At 69.2% G+C, this 18,036-nt stretch carries 16 protein-coding genes; 9 read left to right on the forward strand and 7 right to left on the reverse strand.

Features of this window, described 5'->3' with window-relative positions; all coding sequences use genetic code 11:
• Window positions 1-56 precede the first annotated feature (56 nt).
• On the reverse strand, window positions 57-305 hold the full coding sequence (locus tag E3T28_RS06390; protein WP_035837005.1) for a WhiB family transcriptional regulator: 249 nt from the start codon (window positions 303-305) through the stop codon (window positions 57-59).
• A gap of 183 nt (window positions 306-488) precedes the next feature.
• Between E3T28_RS06390 and E3T28_RS06395 the strand changes: the two genes are divergently transcribed.
• A complete protein-coding gene (locus E3T28_RS06395; protein WP_241979202.1) occupies window positions 489-944 on the forward strand; it encodes a hypothetical protein in 456 nt (151 codons plus the stop codon).
• Between the two features lie 158 nt (window positions 945-1,102).
• On the opposite strand, the gene bcp is transcribed toward E3T28_RS06395, so the two are convergent.
• The 3 genes from bcp to aroA form a co-directional block, all read right to left on the reverse strand.
• A complete protein-coding gene (bcp, locus tag E3T28_RS06400; RefSeq protein ID WP_134429010.1) occupies window positions 1,103-1,582 on the reverse strand; it encodes a thioredoxin-dependent thiol peroxidase in 480 nt (159 codons plus the stop codon).
• Between the two features lie 313 nt (window positions 1,583-1,895).
• Window positions 1,896-2,945, reverse strand: coding sequence for a ribosome small subunit-dependent GTPase A (rsgA, locus tag E3T28_RS06405; protein WP_134429012.1), 1,050 nt, complete (start codon window positions 2,943-2,945; stop codon window positions 1,896-1,898).
• A complete protein-coding gene (aroA, locus tag E3T28_RS06410) occupies window positions 2,942-4,300 on the reverse strand; it encodes a 3-phosphoshikimate 1-carboxyvinyltransferase (RefSeq protein WP_134429014.1) in 1,359 nt (452 codons plus the stop codon). The genes rsgA and aroA overlap by 4 nt, the downstream gene beginning before the upstream one ends.
• A 110-nt stretch (window positions 4,301-4,410) precedes the next feature.
• On the opposite strand from aroA, the gene E3T28_RS06415 reads away from it, so the two are divergent.
• Both E3T28_RS06415 and E3T28_RS06420 read left to right on the forward strand, forming a co-directional pair.
• Window positions 4,411-5,019: a sigma-70 family RNA polymerase sigma factor gene (locus tag E3T28_RS06415; RefSeq protein ID WP_241979205.1), complete on the forward strand. Its 609-nt coding sequence runs from the start codon at window positions 4,411-4,413 to the stop codon at window positions 5,017-5,019.
• The gene (locus tag E3T28_RS06420) at window positions 5,016-5,258 is read left to right on the forward strand and encodes a zf-HC2 domain-containing protein (RefSeq protein WP_134429018.1); all 243 of its coding nucleotides are present in this window, start codon (window positions 5,016-5,018) and stop codon (window positions 5,256-5,258) included. The genes E3T28_RS06415 and E3T28_RS06420 overlap by 4 nt, the downstream gene beginning before the upstream one ends.
• On the opposite strand, the gene E3T28_RS06425 is transcribed toward E3T28_RS06420, so the two are convergent.
• Both E3T28_RS06425 and E3T28_RS06430 read right to left on the reverse strand, forming a co-directional pair.
• Entirely contained in the window at window positions 5,255-6,091 is an 837-nt protein-coding gene (locus E3T28_RS06425) for a VOC family protein (RefSeq protein WP_134429020.1), read from the reverse strand. The genes E3T28_RS06420 and E3T28_RS06425 overlap by 4 nt on opposite strands.
• A gap of 110 nt (window positions 6,092-6,201) precedes the next feature.
• Window positions 6,202-10,008: a multifunctional oxoglutarate decarboxylase/oxoglutarate dehydrogenase thiamine pyrophosphate-binding subunit/dihydrolipoyllysine-residue succinyltransferase subunit gene (locus E3T28_RS06430; RefSeq protein WP_174844000.1), complete on the reverse strand. Its 3,807-nt coding sequence runs from the start codon at window positions 10,006-10,008 to the stop codon at window positions 6,202-6,204.
• A 131-nt stretch (window positions 10,009-10,139) separates the two neighbouring features.
• Here E3T28_RS06430 and guaB1 point away from each other — a divergent pair, with 131 nt between their 5' ends.
• From guaB1 to E3T28_RS06445, 3 genes are all read left to right on the forward strand, one after another.
• A complete protein-coding gene (gene guaB1 / locus E3T28_RS06435; protein WP_134429024.1) occupies window positions 10,140-11,579 on the forward strand; it encodes a GMP reductase in 1,440 nt (479 codons plus the stop codon).
• A 181-nt stretch (window positions 11,580-11,760) separates the two neighbouring features.
• The gene (locus tag E3T28_RS06440) at window positions 11,761-13,272 is read left to right on the forward strand and encodes a hemolysin family protein (protein WP_134429026.1); all 1,512 of its coding nucleotides are present in this window, start codon (window positions 11,761-11,763) and stop codon (window positions 13,270-13,272) included.
• On the forward strand, window positions 13,265-14,326 hold the full coding sequence (locus tag E3T28_RS06445) for a hemolysin family protein (protein ID WP_134429028.1): 1,062 nt from the start codon (window positions 13,265-13,267) through the stop codon (window positions 14,324-14,326). Before E3T28_RS06440 ends, E3T28_RS06445 begins: the two co-directional genes overlap by 8 nt.
• Window positions 14,327-14,348: 22 nt before the next feature.
• Here the strand turns inward: E3T28_RS06445 and E3T28_RS06450 are convergent, their stop codons facing one another.
• Window positions 14,349-15,440, reverse strand: coding sequence for an NADH:flavin oxidoreductase/NADH oxidase (locus E3T28_RS06450; RefSeq protein ID WP_134429030.1), 1,092 nt, complete (start codon window positions 15,438-15,440; stop codon window positions 14,349-14,351).
• Window positions 15,441-15,514: 74 nt separating this feature from the next.
• Here E3T28_RS06450 and E3T28_RS06455 point away from each other — a divergent pair, with 74 nt between their 5' ends.
• The 3 genes from E3T28_RS06455 to E3T28_RS06465 are packed head-to-tail and all read left to right on the forward strand — an operon-like array spanning window position 15,515 to window position 17,985.
• Window positions 15,515-16,375 (forward strand): ADP-dependent NAD(P)H-hydrate dehydratase, encoded by an 861-nt coding sequence (locus E3T28_RS06455; RefSeq protein ID WP_134429032.1) that lies wholly within the window; start codon window positions 15,515-15,517, stop codon window positions 16,373-16,375.
• Window positions 16,376-16,407: 32 nt separating this feature from the next.
• Complete coding sequence (locus E3T28_RS06460; RefSeq protein ID WP_241979203.1) at window positions 16,408-17,646, forward strand: glycosyltransferase 87 family protein; 1,239 nt, start codon at window positions 16,408-16,410, stop codon at window positions 17,644-17,646.
• Window positions 17,647-17,649: 3 nt separating this feature from the next.
• Window positions 17,650-17,985 carry a thiamine-binding protein gene (locus E3T28_RS06465; protein ID WP_134429034.1) on the forward strand — a complete coding sequence of 112 codons (336 nt, stop codon included), beginning with the start codon at window positions 17,650-17,652 and terminating at the stop codon, window positions 17,983-17,985.
• Window positions 17,986-18,036 lie beyond the last annotated feature (51 nt).

Here is an 18,036-nt window from a genome sequence, read left to right on the forward strand (position 1 = left end):
TCAGCCGGGCCTTTCGCGGTGGTACCGTCGTGCTGTGCTGCTGCTGTGCTGCTGCGTTAGGACGCGCGTCGAGCGCGGGCGGCGCGGCGTTTGAGCGCACGACGCTCGTCTTCGCTCAGGCCGCCCCAGACGCCGGAGTCCTGACCGGTTTCGAGGGCGTACTGCAGGCACACCTCGGTGACGTTGCAGCGGGCGCAGACCGACTTGGCTTTCTCGATCTGGTCCACAGCGGGGCCAGTGTTACCGACCGGAAAGAAAAGTTCCGGGTCGGCGGTGAGGCAGGCAGCTTTGTCGCGCCAGTCCATAGGGGTGCTCCTTTATTGCAGGGATGCCTGGCCGATTGGCCGAAGATGAGAGGCTGCCGGTTGCAGGAAGGGTAGTGGATCTACTCGTTCAGATCGACTCACGTCCCTGTGAGCGTCAACCGGGCCTCAAAAATGATCGCATAATGGTGGAGTCAAATCAATAGTCTTGAATGGGATATCTCTGTGAATGCACGGTCAGACCACAGCGGCGACGACGAGATCCAGGCCGGCCGGGTGCGTCGGCCGCGTGCCCTGCTGCTCCTCGCCGCGATCCTCTACGCGGAGGCTGCCCTCCTCTGGGCCGCGGTCGCCTGGCTCATTCTCGAGCTGCTGATCGCGACGCCGACCTCACTGGCCACGGCCCTCGCCATCCTGGTGCTGGTGGTCATCGCGGCGTCCTGGGTGACGGCCATCGCGGTCAACTCGCTGCGGCGCCGGTCCTGGATCCGCGGAGCGGCCGTCACCTGGCAACTGGTGCAGATCGCCGTCGCCGTGGGCTCCTTCCAGGGGCTCTACGCCCGGACTGACCTCGGTTGGGCGCTTCTCCTGCCCTCGGTCGTGGTCCTCGTGCTGCTGTTCCAGCGGCGTGTGATCGCAGAGACGACGACGGCGCGCTCGGCGGACGGCTCGCCGCTGTAGCGCGGCTCCGGCGGCGGCAGCTGCGGGGTGCCCAGAAGCACGTTCCGGCGCTCCGGAGGCCGGTACGGGCCTCCTGCGGCCGGTGGCAGGCGGTAGGGGCTCCCGCGGTCGGGTCCGGGGTGCCGTTCCCGGGGGCCGCGTGGCGGCATCCGTATCGGTCAGGCTGGAAGCCCGAGCCTCTTGCGGAGGCTCGCGACGTGGCCGGTGGCTTTCACGTTGTACAGGGCCAGCTCGACCGTGCCGGACTCGTCGATCACAAAGGTGGACCGCAGCACGCCCGTGACGGTCTTGCCGTACAGGTTCTTCTCTCCCCAAACGCCGTAGCCCGTGTGCACGGCGAGGTCGGCGTCGCTGAGCAGCGGGAACGTGAGCTGCTCGGTCTCCTGGAACGTCTTCAGCTTGACCGGGAGATCCTTCGACACGCCGAGCACCTGGTAACCAGCAGACGCCAGCGAGCCGAGGTTGTCGCGGAAGTCGCAGGCCTGCTTCGTGCAGCCGGGCGTCATGGCCGCCGGGTAGAAGTACACGACAACCTTCGAGCCGGCGAAATCGGCGAGCGACACGGTGTTCCCGTCCTGGTCGGGCAGGGTGAACTGGGGGGACTGGTCGCCGGCCGCGAGCCGCGTGGATTCGGTCATGCCCCCACGCTAGTGGTCCGTGCTGCGCTCGCCCGCCGCCGTCCGTGCGTCCGTCCCCTAACGAATTCGACGGAGATTTTGGCTCACACACCTGTTTGTGAGCCCGAACGCACCTTTCGGAGCAAAATCTCCGTCGAATTTGTTCAGGCCAGCGGCCAGGCCAGCGGCCAGGGGCCAGGCCGGGGCCGGGGGCGAGGGCCGGGGGCCAGGCCGGGGCCGGGGGCGAGGGCCGGGGCCGGGGGCCAGGCCGGGGCCGGGGGCGAGGGGGCGGCTGCTGGGGTAGTGGGAGGCTGGGGGTGGTGGGTGACCGGGGCTAGTGGGCGGGGGCGGCGGCGAAGGTGGCGAGCAGGCGCTGCAGCGAGTCCAGGCGCACCTTGCCGGTCTCGCCGAGCGTGCCGGCGGCGACGGCCTCATTGATTGCGCAGTCGGGCGAGTTGGGCAGGTGGGTGCAGCCGCGCGGGCACTTCAGGGCGATCAGGGCCAGGTCGGTGAAGGCCTTGAGGATGTTGTCCGTGTTGATGTGGCCGAGACCGAAGGAGCGCACGCCGGGGGTGTCGATTACCCAGCCGCGGCCGGCATCCGTTTGCAGTCGCAGCGAGATGGTCGACGAGGAGGTGTGCCGTCCGCGCCCGGTCACCGTGTTGACGACTCCGACGGCGCGGTGGGCGTCGGGCACGAGGGCGTTGACGAGCGTGGACTTGCCGACACCGGAGTGCCCGACGAAGACCGTGTCGTGGCCGACCAGGGCGGCGGAGATCTCCGCCAGAGGCATGGCATCGTCGCGGCTCTCGAAGACGGGGAAATCGAGGCCGGCGAAGTTCTTGAGGAACGCGCTGGGATCGGCCAGGTCGGTCTTGGTGATGCAGAGGATCGGTCTCACCCCTGCGTCGTAGGCGGCGACGAGGTACCGGTCGACGAGACGGATGCGCGGCTCCGGGTTGGCCGCGGCGACGACGATCAGCATCTGGTCGGCGTTGGCGACGATCACGCGCTCCACGGCGTCGGTGTCATCCGCGCTGCGGCGGAGCAGCGTCGTGCGCGGCACGATCCGCACGATCCGGGACAGGCTGCCCGGCGCTCCCGTGGTGTCGCCGACGATGTCCACGCGGTCGCCGGTGACAACGGCCTGTTTGCGCAGTTCGCTCGCCCGGGCGGCGGTCACCCGGCGCTCGGCGGGCAGGTTCTCGTCGAGCATGACGGTGTAGCGTCCTCGGTCGACCGAGAGGATGCGCCCGGTCAGCGCGTTCTCGTGGTCGGGGCGGGTCTTGGTGCGCGGTTTGCTGCCCTTGCGGTTGGGGCGCACCCGCACGCTCGACTCGTCGAACTCGGGCTCATCGTCATCGGCGCTCGCCCACCACGTCACGACTGCGCTCCGGAGAGCAGCGTCTGCCAGAGGTCGGTGAACTGGGGGAGGGTTTTCGCGGTGGTGCCGATGTTCTCGATCAGCACGTCGGGAACGAGAAGGCCGATCAGTGCGCCCGCGGTTGCCATGCGGTGGTCGTCGTAGGTGTTCCACGGCCCGCCGTGCAGCGGGCGCGGGTCGATCCTCAACCCGTCAGGCAGTTCGGTGACGGCTCCGCCGAGACCGTTGATCTCCGCGGCGAGGGCGGCCAGCCGGTCGGTCTCGTGGTGGCGGATGTGCCCGATCCCGGTGATCGTGCTCGGGGACTCGGCCAGAGCGGCCAGGGCCACGAGGGTGGGCGCCAGCTCCCCGCCGGTCGACAGGTCGAGTTCCACGCCCCGGATGCGTCCGGTTCCGGTGACCGTGAGCCGGTCGCCGTCACGGGTGACGACCGCGCCGAAGCACGGCAGCAGCTCGGCCAGGTCGGCGCCGACCTGGGTGGTGGCCGCGGGCCAGCCGGTGATGGTGACGCTGCCGCCGGCGACGAGCGCCGCGGCGAGGAACGGCGCCGCGTTCGAGAGGTCAGGTTCGATGTCGACCTCGGCGCCCTGGATCGGGCCGGAAGCCACAATCCACTCGCCGACGGCGGGGCTCTGAACCGTGACGCCGCGCCGGGCCAGCGTGGCGATGGTCATCTCGATGTGCGGCAGGCTCGGCAGGCGTTCGCCGGAGTGGCGCAGGTGCAGGCCCTGCTCGAAACGGGGCGCGGCGAGCAGCAGGCCGGAGACGAACTGGCTCGATGTGGACGCGTCGATGGTGATCTCGCCGCCGGCCAGAGTGCTGGTGCCGTGCACGGTGAACGGCAGTGCGCCGCGGCCGTCGTCGTTGATGTCGGCGCCGAGGGCGCGCAGGGACGAGATGGTGGTGCCCATCGGGCGGCGGCGGGCGCCGGCATCCCCGTCGAAGGTGGTCGGACCGAGGCCGAGCGCCGCGACCGGCGGCAGGAAGCGCATCACGGTGCCGGCGAGCCCGCAGTCGACGGTCGTCGACCCGAGCAGTTCTCCGGGGGTGATTCGCAGGTCGGGGCCGAACTCCCCGTCGCCGGGAACCTCTTCGATGACGGTGCCCATTTGTCGCAGCGCGGCCACCATCAGGTCGCTGTCACGGGAGTGCAGCGGGGCGCGCAGCAACGACGGATGCTCGGCGAGGGCGCTGAGGACCAGCTCGCGGTTGGTCAGCGACTTGGACCCCGGCAGGGACAGGGACGCGTCGAGGTGGCCGGCGGCCGTCGGAGCGGGCCAGCGGGCATCCGTCACCTCGGGCGACGTATCGCCGTAGGGATCGAACTCAGGCTTGGAATATCTCGAGATCAACATCGGTTATCAGGATAGTCGGTGATGAAAGAGAGAGGGAGGTCCGGATGACGCTGTCCATGGTGCTGGAGCGACCTGACGTCGTTCCACGCGACGGCTTAGGATTGTCCGTGATGACAACCGATGCGATCGCAATGCGAGACCTGTTCGAAGAACAGGCACTGCCCTTTATCGACCAGCTGTACGCCGCGGCCATGCGCATGACGCGCAACCCCTCCGACGCCCAGGACTTGGTTCAGGAAACGTTCGTGAAAGCGTTCGCCGCGTTCAAACAGTTCGAGCAGGGCACCAACCTCAAGGCCTGGCTGTACCGTATCCTGACCAACACCTTCATCAACACGTACCGTAAGAAGCAGCGCGAGCCGTTCCAGGGCACCATCGACGATCTCGAGGACTGGCAGCTCGGCGGCGCGGAATCCCGCACGGCGATGACGAACCGGTCAGCCGAGGCTGAGGCCATCGACCACCTGCCGGATAGCGCCGTCAAGAACGCGTTGCAGTCCATCCCGGAAGACTTCCGGCTGGCCGTCTACTTTGCCGATGTGGAGGGTTTCTCCTACCAGGAGATCGCCGAAATCATGAAAACACCCATTGGCACCGTGATGAGCCGCCTGCATCGTGGCCGGCGTCTCCTGCGCGACCTGTTGGCCGGCTACGCCCTGGAGCGCGGCCTGGGAACAGAGGCGGCGGGCCAGACTCGAACCGGGAGCACCCCAGAATGACCGATTATGGCTGCGAGAAGGCCAAGGCCGAACTCGAGGAATACCTGCACAACGAATTGTGCAGTGAAGACGCGTCTGACATTCAGGAGCACCTCGCCAATTGCAGCGACTGCAGTGACGAGCACCTGGTCGGGCGCACCCTGACCGAGGCCGTGCAGCGCGCGTGCCGTGAAATGGCCCCGGAGGACCTGCGCGACCAGGTCTTGCTGAAGTTGCGCACCATCCAGTCCGGCCACTAGCCGATCGGCAGGTCGGCGTCCTCCTCCGTCTCCTCCTCGATGGCCTTCTCCTCGGCGTGCGGCTCGTCGACCGAGCCGAGCACGAAGAGGGCCCCGGTCGGGTCGGTGACCAGCGCGAAGGTGCCGAACTCCGCCGTCCAGGGTTCACGGATGACCGTGCCGCCGAGTTCGGTCACGGTGGCGGCGGCCGCGTGCACGTCGGGCACGCCGAGGTAGAGCTGCCAGTGCGAGGGCACGCTGTCGGGCAGGTGTTCCGCGGCGTCGAAGACGCCCGCCACCATGTCGTGTCCGGCTCCGATCGTGCTGTAGCGGAAGTCATCCGTATCGCTGAGGACCGCCGGCTCCCAGCCGAACACCTGGGTGTAGAAATCGAGGGCGGCGGAATAGCCGCGAGTGTTCAACTCGTGCCAGACCGGTGAGCCGGCCTCGCCGAAGACGTCGAAGCCGGTGAACTCGTCGGCCTGCCACACCCCGAAGGGCGCACCGGTCGGGTCCATCAGGATGGCCATGCGGCCCATGGTCCCCACCGTCATCGGTTCGGCCAGCACGGTTGCGCCGGCCGCGCGGGAGGAGGCGACGGCGGCGTCGGCATCCGTCACCGACAGGTAGGTGGTCCACGCGTCGGGCAGTGGGGAACCCGGCTCCTGGGAGCCCATGCCGGCGACGTCCGCGTCACCCTTGCGGAAGAGGATGTAGTTGCCGTACTCCGAACCGGAATCGCTGACCGTCCAGCCGAACAGCCTGGTGTAGAACTCCCGGGCGCGCGGCAGGTCGGAGGTCATCAGGTCGGCCCAGCAGGGCTGGCCGGTGCGGTTCGCGTATGGTGCGGGCATGGCGGATCTCCTTGTCGGTGGGCGATGCGGCCAGCCTAGAGGAGTGAGCTCCAATAGCCGAGGGGGAGGCGGTGAACCGCCGTGCCGGGCGGTTCTGATTTCGATGCGGATTACAGCGTGAGCGCCTGGCGCATCAGTTCGGCCTGCTCAACTGCGTGACGCTTGGCCGATCCCGCCGCCGGCGACGCGGACGCCGCCCGGGAGTACAGGGTCACCGGGCGCGGGCCCAGCTTGTTCGTCTCGAGGTAGAAGAACGGCCAGGCACCCTGGTTCTCCGGCTCGTCCTGCACCCAGGCGAGTTCGGCGTCGGGGTACTGGTCGGCGACCTGCTTGAGTTCGACGGCGGGCAGCGGGTAGAACTGCTCCATGCGAACGAGCGCGATCTCCGGGTTCGGGTTCTTGTCGAGTTCGGCGAGCAGGTCATAGTAGAGCTTGCCGGCCAGGAACAGCACCCGCTTGACCCGCGCCTTGTCGGTGATCCGGGCGTCATCGATGACCGGCTCGAACTTGCCGGCGGTGAAGTCGGCCACCTCGCTGGTCGCGCCGCGCAGGCGCAGCATCGACTTCGGTGTAAAGACGATCAGCGGACGCCGCGGACGCATGTAGGCCTGGCGGCGCAGCAGATGGAAGTACGACGCGGGCGTCGACGGGCGGGCGACGGTCATGTTGTCCTCGGCGCAGAGCTGCAGATAGCGCTCGATCCGGGCGGACGAGTGGTCCGGCCCCTGGCCCTCGTAGCCGTGCGGCAGCAGCAGCACGACGGATGACCGCTGGCCCCACTTCTGCTCGGCGGAGGAGACGAACTCGTCGATGACAGTCTGGGCGCCGTTGGCGAAATCGCCGAACTGGGCCTCCCAGAGCACCAGGGCGTCGGCACGTTCCACCGAGTAGCCGTACTCGAAGCCCATGGCCGCGTATTCGCTGAGCAGCGAATCGTAGATCCAGAACCGGGCCTGGTCTTCGCTGAGGTTGGCGAGCGGCAGCCATTCCTGGCCGTTGACCCGGTCGTGCAGCACGGCGTGACGCTGCACGAACGTGCCACGGCGGGCATCCTGGCCGGCGAAGCGAACCGGGGTGCGCTCGATCAGCAGGGAGCCGAGGGCGAGGAGTTCGCCGAAGCTCCAGTCGATCTTGCCGTTGCGGCTCATGTCGTTGCGCTTCTGCATCAGCTGCTGCAGCTTGTTGTGCACGGTGAAGCCGGCTGGCTTGTTCAGGAAGGCGTCGCCGATCAGGTGCACGACCGCCTCGGGTACCCCGGTAGTCGCCGGTTCCCCGATCGCGTCGTCGTTCTTGTCGGTGCCGTGCTTGTCCGCGCCGATACCCTGGGGCGCGGCACCGGCCGCGCCGACGATCGGGATCGATGAGGACTGCGCCGCGTGCGTCTCCATGAACGCGCGCTCGAGGCGGTCCTGGAAGTCGGCGTGGGAGGCCTCGTACTCCTCCTGCGTGATGTCGCCGCGACCGACGAGGGCCTCGGTGTACAGCTTCCGAACGGAGCGCTTGGCCTCGATCAGGTTGTACATCAGCGGCTGAGTCATCGAGGGGTCGTCGCCCTCGTTGTGTCCGCGTCGGCGGTAGCAGACGAGGTCGATGACGACGTCGCGCTTGAACTCCTGGCGGTAGGCGAAGGCGAGCTCCGCGACCCGCACCACGGCTTCGGGGTCGTCCCCGTTGACGTGGAAGATGGGCGCCTGGATGGTTTTGGCGACATCCGTCGAGTAGACCGAGGTGCGGCCGTCTCCGGGCAGCGTGGTGAATCCGACCTGGTTGTTGACGACCAGGTGGATGGTGCCGCCCGTGCGGAATCCGCGCAGCTGGGACATCTGGAGCGTCTCCAGGACGATGCCCTGGCCGGCCATGGCGGCGTCGCCGTGCACGAGGACCGGAAGGGTGGAGAAGGTGCCGATCGGCTTGCGGTCCTGCTTGGCGCGCACGATGCCCTCGAGGACGCCGTCGACGGCCTCCAGGTGGGACGGGTTCGCAGCCAGGTACACCGGCATCTCCGTGCCGTCGGTGGCGCGGAACGTGCCCTCGGTGCCGAGGTGGTACTTGACGTCGCCGGAACCCTGCACGGTGCGGGGATCCTGCGTGCCCTCGAACTCGCGGAAGATCTGACCGTAGGTCTTTCCGGCGATGTTCGTCAGCACGTTCAGGCGACCGCGGTGGGCCATGCCGATGCACACCTCGTCGAGGCCGGCATCCGCGGCACCCTGCAGGATGGAGTCGAGCAGGGCGATGGTGGATTCACCGCCCTCGAGGCTGAACCGCTTCTGGCCGACGTACTTGGTCTGCAGGAAGGTTTCGAAGGCTTCGGCCTCGTTGAGCTTTCCGAGGATGCGCATCTGCTCGTCATGCGTCGGCTTGACGTAGCTCTTCTCCATCTTCTCCTGCATCCACTTGCGCTGGGCAGGGTCCTGGATGTGCATGTACTCGATGCCGGTCGTGCGGCAGTAGGAGTCGCGGAGCACGCCGAGGATGTCGCGCAGGAGCATCAGGCGTTTGCTGCCGAAGCCGCCGGTGACGAACTCGCGGTCCAGGTCCCAGAAGGTCAGGCCGTGGTTCGAGATGTCCAGGTCGGGATGTGATCGCTGGGTGTATTCCAGCGGGTCGATGTCGGCCATCAGGTGGCCGCGCACGCGGAACGCGTTGATCAGTTCCTGCACGCGGGCGGTCTTGTCGACGGCGCTGGCCAGGTCGACGCTGATGTCCGGCGCCCAGTGGATCGGGTCGTACGGAATGCGCAGGGCCGAGAAGATGTCTTCGTAGAAGTTGTGCTGCCCGATCAGGAGCTCGTGCACGATCTTGAGGAACTCGCCCGAGCCGGCACCCTGGATGACCCGGTGGTCGTAGGTGCTGGTCAGCGTGATGGTCTTGGAGATGGCGAGGCCGGTCAGGGTCTTGACGCTGGAACCCTGGAACTCGGCCGGGTAGTCGAGCGCGCCGGCGCCGATGATGCAGCCCTGGCCCTTCATCAGGCGCGGAACGGAGTGCACCGTGCCGATGCCGCCGGGGTTGGTGAGGGAGACCGTGGCGCCGGAGAAGTCATCCGCTGTCAGCTTGCCCTTGCGGGCCCGGGTGACGAGGTCTTCGTAGGAGGAGAGGTACTCGCCGAAGGTCATCGTATCGGCGCGCTTGATGGCCGGGACCATCAACGAGCGGGTGCCGTCGGGCTTGGGCAGGTCGATCGCGATGCCGAGGCCGACGTGTGCGGGGGCGATGACCGAGGGTTTGCCGTCGATCTCGTTGTAGTAGACGTTCTGGCTGGGGAACATCTTCAGCGCCTGGATCAGCGCCCAGCCGATCAGGTGCGTGAACGACACCTTGCCGCCGCGCGAGCGCTTCATGTGGTTGTTCATCACGATGCGGTTGTCGATGAGGAGCTTCGCCGGGATGGTGCGCACGCTGGTGGCCGTGGGCACGGTCAGGCTGGTCGCCATGTTCGCCGCGAGGCTCTTCGACATGCCGCGGAGCGGGGTGACGACGTCGACGTCGGTGGGCTCGGCGGCCTGCTGTGGGGCCGTGATCGGCATATCGGCCGGCACCGGCATCGGCTTGGGGGCGCTGGAGGTCGTGCGCGCGGTGCGCTGCCCGCCGGCGACGGGGGCGGTGACCGGGGCCGGCTCCGCCGCGGCCGGGGGAGCGCTCGCTGCAGGCGTGGTCACTGCAGGCGTGGTCACTGCAGGCGTGGTCGCTGCGGGGGTATCGACTGCCGGTGCGCTGTCGGAGGGGGACTCTGAACCGGATTCACGGCCGTTCGCGGTCTGGTGGTAGCTCTCGAGGACCGGCCACCAGGACTCGTCCACCAGCTTCTTGTCGACGAGGTACCGTTCGTACAGTTCGTCGACAAGCCACTCGTTCGCTCCGAATTCACCCGACGTCGTTTCGTCGGATCCACTACCGGTCAACTGGCTTGACACAGCCGGTTCCCACTCTCTACGTTGATTTTGAATGTCCCGGGCGGCGTTGATGCCCGATGCGGTCTGCCTAACCAGCCTAATCCCATCGGGCATGGCTGCGGGCATCCGCGCGGGGCGCTAGCGTTATTTCCATGCAGTTCTATGGAGCGGTGCCCAGCCACGACCTCACGTATTCCGACGTTTTCCTCGTCCCGAGCCAATCCGAGGTGAGCAGCCGGCTCGATGTCTCGCTCGCCCCGGGTGACGGCAGCGGTGCCACCATCCCCATCGTCTCGGCGAATATGAACTCGGTCACCGGCCCGCGCCTGGCGGCCGCGCTCGCCCGGCGCGGCGGGCTCGGCGTGCTCCCGCAGGACATGCACCTGCAGGACCTCGACGCCGCGATCCGCTGGGTCAAGGGGCAGTCCACCCGCTTCGACACCCCCTTCAACTTCGCCCCCGGGGACACCGTGGCGCTCGCGCTGCGGCAGGTGCCGCCGGTGGCCGGCCAGGGACTGGTCATCACCGACCCGAACGGTGACTACCTGGGTGCCATCGACGCGTCCCGGCTGGCGACCGCGCTGCCGGACGCGCTTCTCGGAGACCTGCTGCACGGCGCGATGACCTCCCTCGACGCGGACGACATCGAGGGCCCGCGCCGCGCGTTCGACGTGATGACCGAAGCCGAGCTCGACTTCGCAACCGTGCAGCACCACGGCCGGGTGATCGGCACCCTCAGTCGCAAGAGCGCGCTGCGCTCCACGCTCTACCAGCCCGCGCTCGACGCGCAGGGCCGCCTGCGCGTGGCCGCGGCGGTCGGCATCAACGGCGACATCGCGGCCAAGGCCCAGGCGCTCGTCGCCGCGGGGGTCGACGTTCTCGTGATCGACACCGCCCACGGACACCAGGGCGGGATGACCCGCGCGATCAAGATCGTCGCCGACCTCGACCTCGGCATTCCGATCGTTGCCGGCAACGTCGTGACGGCGGATGCCGTCGGTGACCTCGTCCGCGCCGGCGCCACCATCGTGAAGGTCGGCGTCGGTCCCGGCGCCATGTGCACCACGCGCATGATGACGGCGGTCGGCCGTCCCCAGTTCTCAGCCGTGCTCGAGACCGCGGCCGCCGCCCGGGAACTCGGGGCGCACGTCTGGGCCGACGGCGGGGTGCGCTACCCGCGGGACGTGGCCCTCGCGCTCGCCGCCGGCGCGGCATCCGTCATGATCGGCTCCTGGTTCGCCGGCACGATCGAGGCACCCGGCCTGCTGGACCGGGATGCCGCCGGAGGCATCTACAAGGAGAGTTGGGGGATGGCCTCCACCAAGGCCGTGCGCCAGCGGTTCGACCGTCTCGACGCCTACGAGCTGGCCCGCAAGACGCTCTTCGCGGAGGGGATCTCCAGCTCGAAGATCTACCTGGACCCTCTGCGGCCGTCCGTAGAGGACCTGCTGGACATGATCACCTCCGGCGTGCGCAGCTCGTTCACCTACGCCGGTGCGACCTCCGTCGCGGAGTTCCACACCCGCTCGCTGGTCGGCATCCAGTCGGCGGCCGGCTACGAGGAGGGCAAGGCGCTGCCCGTCTCCTGGTAGCCGGACCGTCGGACGCGACGGCACCGGCTCGTCGCGTCGGTACCGGGCGGTAGACTGGGCGGAATAATGGACGACCCTCCTCCTGCGCATTCGCCCGGAATTCCTTCCCCTCATCCGAACGGCGACTCGGCCGTGAACCTCCGTGTTGCCGTTGCCCTGGCCCGGCCCGTCGAGGTCCGCCATGAATGAGTGGGTCATGCTCGCCGCGGGGCTCCTCCTCACCGTGGGCACCGGCCTGTTCGTCGCCAGCGAGTTCGCTTTGGTCAACCTGGACCGGTCCGAGCTGGAGGCCCGCCGCGACCGAGGCGAGACCCGTCTGGGTCTGACCATCGCGGCGCTCAGGATCACGTCGACGCACCTGTCCAGCGCGCAGCTGGGCATCACCCTCACCACCCTGCTCACCGGCTACACCATGGAGCCGGCCCTGACCACGCTGCTGTCACCGCCGCTGACGGCCCTGGGGCTCTCGCCGGCAATCGTGCCGGTCGTCGCGGTCACGACCGCGCTCCTCGTCGCCACACTCGCCTCGATGATCATCGGCGAGCTGGTGCCGAAGAATTTCGCCCTGGCCCTGCCCGTGCAGACGGCCAAGCTCGTCATCCCGTTCCAGACTCTGTTCACGACCGTGTTCAAGCCGGCCGTCGTCGTGCTCAACGGCAGCGCCAACGCGGTGCTGCGGTCGATCGGGATCGAGCCGAAGGAAGAACTCTCCGGGGCTCGCACCGCCGAGGAGCTGTCCTCCCTCGTGCGGCGCTCGGCCAGTGCCGGCCTGCTGGAGAAGGACACCGCCACGCTGTTGCACCGGACGCTGCTCTTCTCCGGGCACGCCGCCTCGGATGTGATGACTCCCCGCCCCCGGGTGGCCAGCATCCAGCGCACCGCCTCCGCGCAGGCCGTGATCGACCTCACCCGCCAGACCGGGTATTCCCGCTTCCCCGTCGTCGACGAAGGCGTCGACGACATCGTCGGGATCGTGCACGTGAAGCAGGCGGTGGCCGTGCCCCGGCACCGCCGGGCGGATGTCCCGGTGTCGGCCCTGCAATCCGAAGCCATCCGGGTGCCCGAGACCATGAAGTTGGATGGCCTGCTGGTCGAGTTGCGCGGCCGTGGTTACCAGATGGCCGTCGTCGTGGACGAATACGGGGGCACGGCCGGCGTGGCCACCCTCGAGGACCTGGTCGAGGAACTCGTCGGTGAGGTCGCCGACGAGCACGACCGCACCCGCGCCGGCGTGGTGCTGTCCACGGACTCCCTGACGTTCCCCGGCATGCTCCGCCCGGACGAGCTGCTCGAACGCACGGGCATCTCTATTCCGGAGGACGGCCCCTACGAGACCGTGGGCGGCTTCGTGATGAGCGAGCTGGGCCGCCTGCCACAGCTCGGCGACGCCGTGCAGCTGACCGGCGGCGTGCTGTCCGTCGAACGCCTCGACGGCCGACGGATCGACCGGCTGCGCTTCACCCCCTTCATCGAGCCTGCCGAACCCGCCGAACCTGCCGAACCCGCCGTGCTCGACGCGCCTGCCGCGGGTGACCGCAGCACCGGGAACGGCAAGAAGCCCGACAAGAAGCCTGGCAAGAAGAGCGACACGAAGAGCGACAAGAAGAGCAACAAGAAGAGCGACAGGAAGAGTGACGCCCAGGGTGACCGGAAGACGAACGACAAGCGGCATGAGGTGAGCGACCATGAATGACTGGGCCGGGCTGGTCTGGCTTGTCGTGCTGCTCGCGGCCAACGCCTTCTTCGTCGCCGCGGAATTCGCCGTCATCTCCGCGCGCCGATCCCAGATCGAGCCTCTCGCCGAGGCCGGCAAGAAGCGTGCGATCACGGCGCTGTGGGCGATGGAACACGCCACCCTCATGCTGGCGACCACCCAGCTGGGCATCACGGTCTGTTCCCTGCTGATCCTGAACGTCTCGGAGCCGGCGATCCACCACCTGCTTGAGATTCCGCTGGGTCTGACCTCGCTGCCGGAGGAGGCCATCGGCGTGATCGCGTTCGTGATCACCCTGCTGCTGGTCTCCTACCTCCACGTCGTGTTCGGTGAGATGGTGCCCAAGAACCTGTCGTTCTCCATCCCAGACCGGGCCGTGCTCATGCTCGCCCCGCCGCTGGTCTTCTTCGGCCGCCTGGTCAAGCCCGTGATCGTGACGCTCAACGCCACCGCCAATTTGGTGCTGCGGATTTTCGGAGTGCAGCCCAAGGAGGAGGCCACCAGCACCTACACGCTGGACGAGGTGGCGACCATCGTCTCCCAATCGACCCGGGAGGGCGTGCTGCGGGACGGTACCGGGGCGCTCAGCGCCACGTTCGAGTTCACCACCCGCAAGGTGCGGGATATCGCCGTGAGCCTCGCGGACCTGGTCAGCCTGCCCGAGGCGGCCACCCCCGCCGACGTCGAGAAGGCCGTCACCCGGCACGGTTTCTCCCGCTACGTGCTGGTCAACGAGTCCGGCGAACCGACCGGGTATGTACACCTGAAGGACGTCATCGATCTCGACGGCGACACGGCTGCCTCGGTCGGGCAGGGCAGCTATTCGGCGCCGATCCCCGGCAAGCGCATCCGTCAGTTGGTGTCGATCTTCGAGGACACCGACCTCGAGGATGCCCTGGCGACGATGCGGCGCTCGGGCGCGCACCTGGCGCGCTCGTTCACCGCGACCGGAGAGACCGTCGGGGTGCTGTTCCTCGAGGACATCATCGAAGAGCTGGTCGGTGAAGTGCAGGACGCGACCCGGCGCCTGTAAGCGTTCTCCGGCGGAGCCGGGTTCAGAGGGTGGGCCACTGGGCGCGCAGGTACTGCGGCGGCCAGTAGTCCACGACGGCGCCGAGCTCGTGGGCGGCCCGCAGCGGGAAGTGCGGGTCGCGCAGGAGTTCGCGGCCCAACAGGACCGCGTCGGCCCGGCCGGACGCCACGATCTGCTCGGCCTGCAGGGCGGTGGTGATCAGCCCGACGGCGCCGACCGGCACTTGCGCCGCCGTTTTCACATGCTCGGCGAGCGGCACCTGGTAACCGGGACCCAACGGGATGCGCACCCCGGTCACGTTGCCGCCGGAGGAGATGTCGAAGAAGTCGGCGCCGGCGGCCGCGGCCCAGCCGGCGACCTCGGCGGTCTCGGCTTCGGTCCAGCCGCCTGGGGCGTAATCGGTGGCGGAGAACCGCACGAGCAGGGCGCGCTCCTCGCCGATGGCGGCGCGCACGGCGGCCACGACCTGGAGCAGGAGGCGGGCCCGATTCGGCAGTGAGCCGCCGAACTTGTCCGTCCGCACGTTGCTCAGCGGGGACAGGAACTGGTGCAGCAGGTATCCGTGGGCCGCGTGCACCTCCACGACGTCGAACCCGGCCTCCGCCGCCCGGAGTGCGGCGGCCGCGAACCCGTCGACGATCCCCTGGATGCCCGCGGCGTCGAGGGCCACGGGCGCTGCGTAGCCGGGGAACGGCAGGGCCGAGGCCGACACGGTCGGCCAGCCGCCGTCATCCGTCGCCATGGTGCCGTGCCGGTCTTCGCCCCAGGCCGGCCAGACGGAAGCCTTACGCCCCGCGTGGGACAGCTGGATGCCGGCCGTCGCGCCCTGCGCATGAAGGAAGGCCACGATCGGTGCCCAGGCGGCGGTCTGTTGCGCGTTCCAGAGGCCGGTGTCCGCGTCGGAGATGCGTCCCGCCGGGCTGATCGCGGTCGCCTCGACCAGGATCAGGCCGGCGCCGCCGGCGGCCAGAGCGCCCAGGTGCACGAGGTGCCAGTCGCGCGGGACGCCGTCTTTCTCCCGCACCGCGTATTGGCACATCGGCGCCGCCCAGAGCCGGTTGCGCACGTTGACACCGCGCAGGGTGAACGGTTCGAACAGGGCGGCAACGGCCACGGATTTCCCCCAAAGATCGAGTGGGCGGGCGAAGCGGCCGGCCCGAAGGACTCGAAACAACCTATCGTGAGTGCATGAGCGAACCACGGGGATGGCTGGAATGGGACGGCGCACGCGCCCGCGACTGGATCGCGGTTCCGCGGGTGGACGACGACAAGTACCGCCGTGGGGTGCTGGGCGTGAGAACGGGCTCGGACGAGTACCCCGGGGCTGCGGTGCTCGGAGTCGAGGCCGCCCTCCGCACCGGTGTCGGGATGGTGCGCTACCTCGGCCCGCGGCGGCCGTCCGACCTCGTGCTGCAGCGCCGGCCGGAGGCCGTCACCGCCGCCGGGCAGGTGCAGGCCTGGCTGCTCGGCTCCGGCCAGGACGCCGCGATGCGCGACCGTGTGACCGAGGCGGCGCTGCTCGGAGCCCTGGCCGAGGGGCTGCCCACCGTTTGCGACGCCGGGGCCCTCGACCTGGTCGGCCGGGCGACCGGGCCCGTCGTGATCACCCCGCACTACCGCGAGCTCGCGCGCCTGCTCACCCGGCTGCTCGCCCCGCAGGGTGAGTCGGTGGCCGGCTCGGAGGTGGCCGCCGCGCCGGGGGAGTGGGCCGTGCGCGCCGCGACCGGCCTCGGCGTCACGGTGCTGCTCAAGGGCAGCGTCACCTGGATCGCGGCGCCTGACGGCACCCGGCTGACGGTGTCGAAGGCACCCTCCTGGCTGGCGACGGCCGGGTCGGGGGACGTGCTCGGCGGCATCCTCGGCGCCCTGCTGGCCACGCATTCCCGGGCGATCCAGACGGATGCCGCCGCGCCGGCCCGTCTCGCTGCAACGGCCGCACTAGTGCACGCCCGGGCCGCGGCCCGGGCCTCTGACGGCGGCCCGATCACCGCGCTCGACATCGCCGGCGCCGTGCCGGCCACCGTCGCGGAACTGCTCGCCTCGCGCTGACGGCCGCGGCCGGGGGTGTGGGAAGGTGGACCGTGCCCCAATCCTTCGCAGAACGCCTGGCCGTCGGCCCCGGCCTGCCGGCGTTGCGGACGCTGCTCTGGGCGGGCTTCACCCTTGTGCACGGAGTGCTCTGGTGGCTCGCGTTCGCGGCCCCCGGCTGGCCGCTGGGCGACGTGGAGGTCGTCTACCTCGGCTGGGCGATGGACGCGGCATCCGGCGCCGACGTCGTGGGCATCACCACCGGCTTCGTCTATCCGCTACTGGCGCTCCTGCCGATCTTCGCGCCGCTCGTGTTCGGTCCGGACCTCTACGCCACCTCCTGGCTCGGTCTCGTGACCGTGCTCAATGCCGGGGCGTTCGCGCTGCTGCTCGGTCGGGGCCGCAACCGGCGAGCCCTCGGAGCGGCGGCCTGGTGGCTGGGCTTCCTGCTGCTGCTCGGGCCCATCGCGCTCGCCCGGATCGATGCGGTCACCGTGCCGCTGGCGATCGTCGCGGTGCTTCTCGTCGGAACCCGGCCGGTCTGGGGCGCCGTGCTGCTGACCCTGGCCACCTGGGTCAAGATCTGGCCGGTCGCCTTGGTCATCGCGCTGTTCGTGGTGTCGAAAGACCGCTGGCGGGTGGTCGCCGCAGCGGTCGCCACGAGCCTGGGCATCGTTCTGATGGCGCTCGTCAGCGGCAGCGGCCCGAACGTGCTGAGCTTCGTCGGCGAGCAGACGAACCGCGGCATCCAGATCGAGTCCCCGGTCGCCGGCCTCTGGATGTGGCAGGCCGCGCTGGGTATACCGGGCAGCTATCTCTACTACGACCGGCAGATCCTCACCTTCCAGATCATCGGCACCGGCACGAACGTCGCCATCGCGGCGATGACCCCCCTGCTCGCCCTCTGCGTGCTCGCCGTGGTGCTGCTCGCCTGGCAGAGGCTGCGCGCGGGCGCCGACCCGGCCGGTCTGTTCCCGCCTCTGGCGCTGGCCCTGGTGCTGACCCTGATCGTCGTCAACAAGGTCGGCTCTCCGCAGTTCACGACCTGGCTGGCCGCGCCCATCCTCCTCGGGCTGCTGATGCGAGGGCGCGCCTGGCGGTTTCCCGCCGTGCTCGGACTCGTCATCGCGGCCCTGACCCAGTTCGTCTACCCGCACCTCTACGACCTCCTGCTCTCGGCAGACCCGGCGCTGGTGCTGGTGCTGACCGTGCGCAACGTGCTCGAGGTCGTGCTGCTCGGCTGGGCCGTGCGGCAGATCCTGTTCCCATCCACCCCCGATCAGAAGGAGTAACCCATGCTGGTTGCATTCTCCGTCGCCCCGTCCGGCGCCCACGATGATGACGGGTCCGTGCACGACGCGGTCGCCGCGGCCGTGCGCATCGTGCGCGCATCCGGCCTGCCCAACCACACCGACTCGATGTTCACCACGATCGAGGGCGACTGGGACGAGGTCTTCGGGGTGGTCAAAGCCGCCACCGAAGCCGTCGGCGCCTGGGGGCCGCGCGTGTCCCTGGTGCTCAAGGCCGACATCCGGGGCGGCCGCACCGGCGAGCTGACCGGTAAGGTCGAGCGCCTCGAGGCCGCCCTGGCCGAGGCCGACGGATCAGCCGCCGCCGCCCCTGCCCCGTAGTCAGGTGCGTCCGGGAACGCCGTGCCAAGCGTCGAGCAAATTCGACGGAGA

It is taken from the genome of Cryobacterium sinapicolor, from assembly GCF_004403465.1.
GTDB classification, from domain to species: Bacteria; Actinomycetota; Actinomycetes; order Actinomycetales; family Microbacteriaceae; genus Cryobacterium; species Cryobacterium sinapicolor.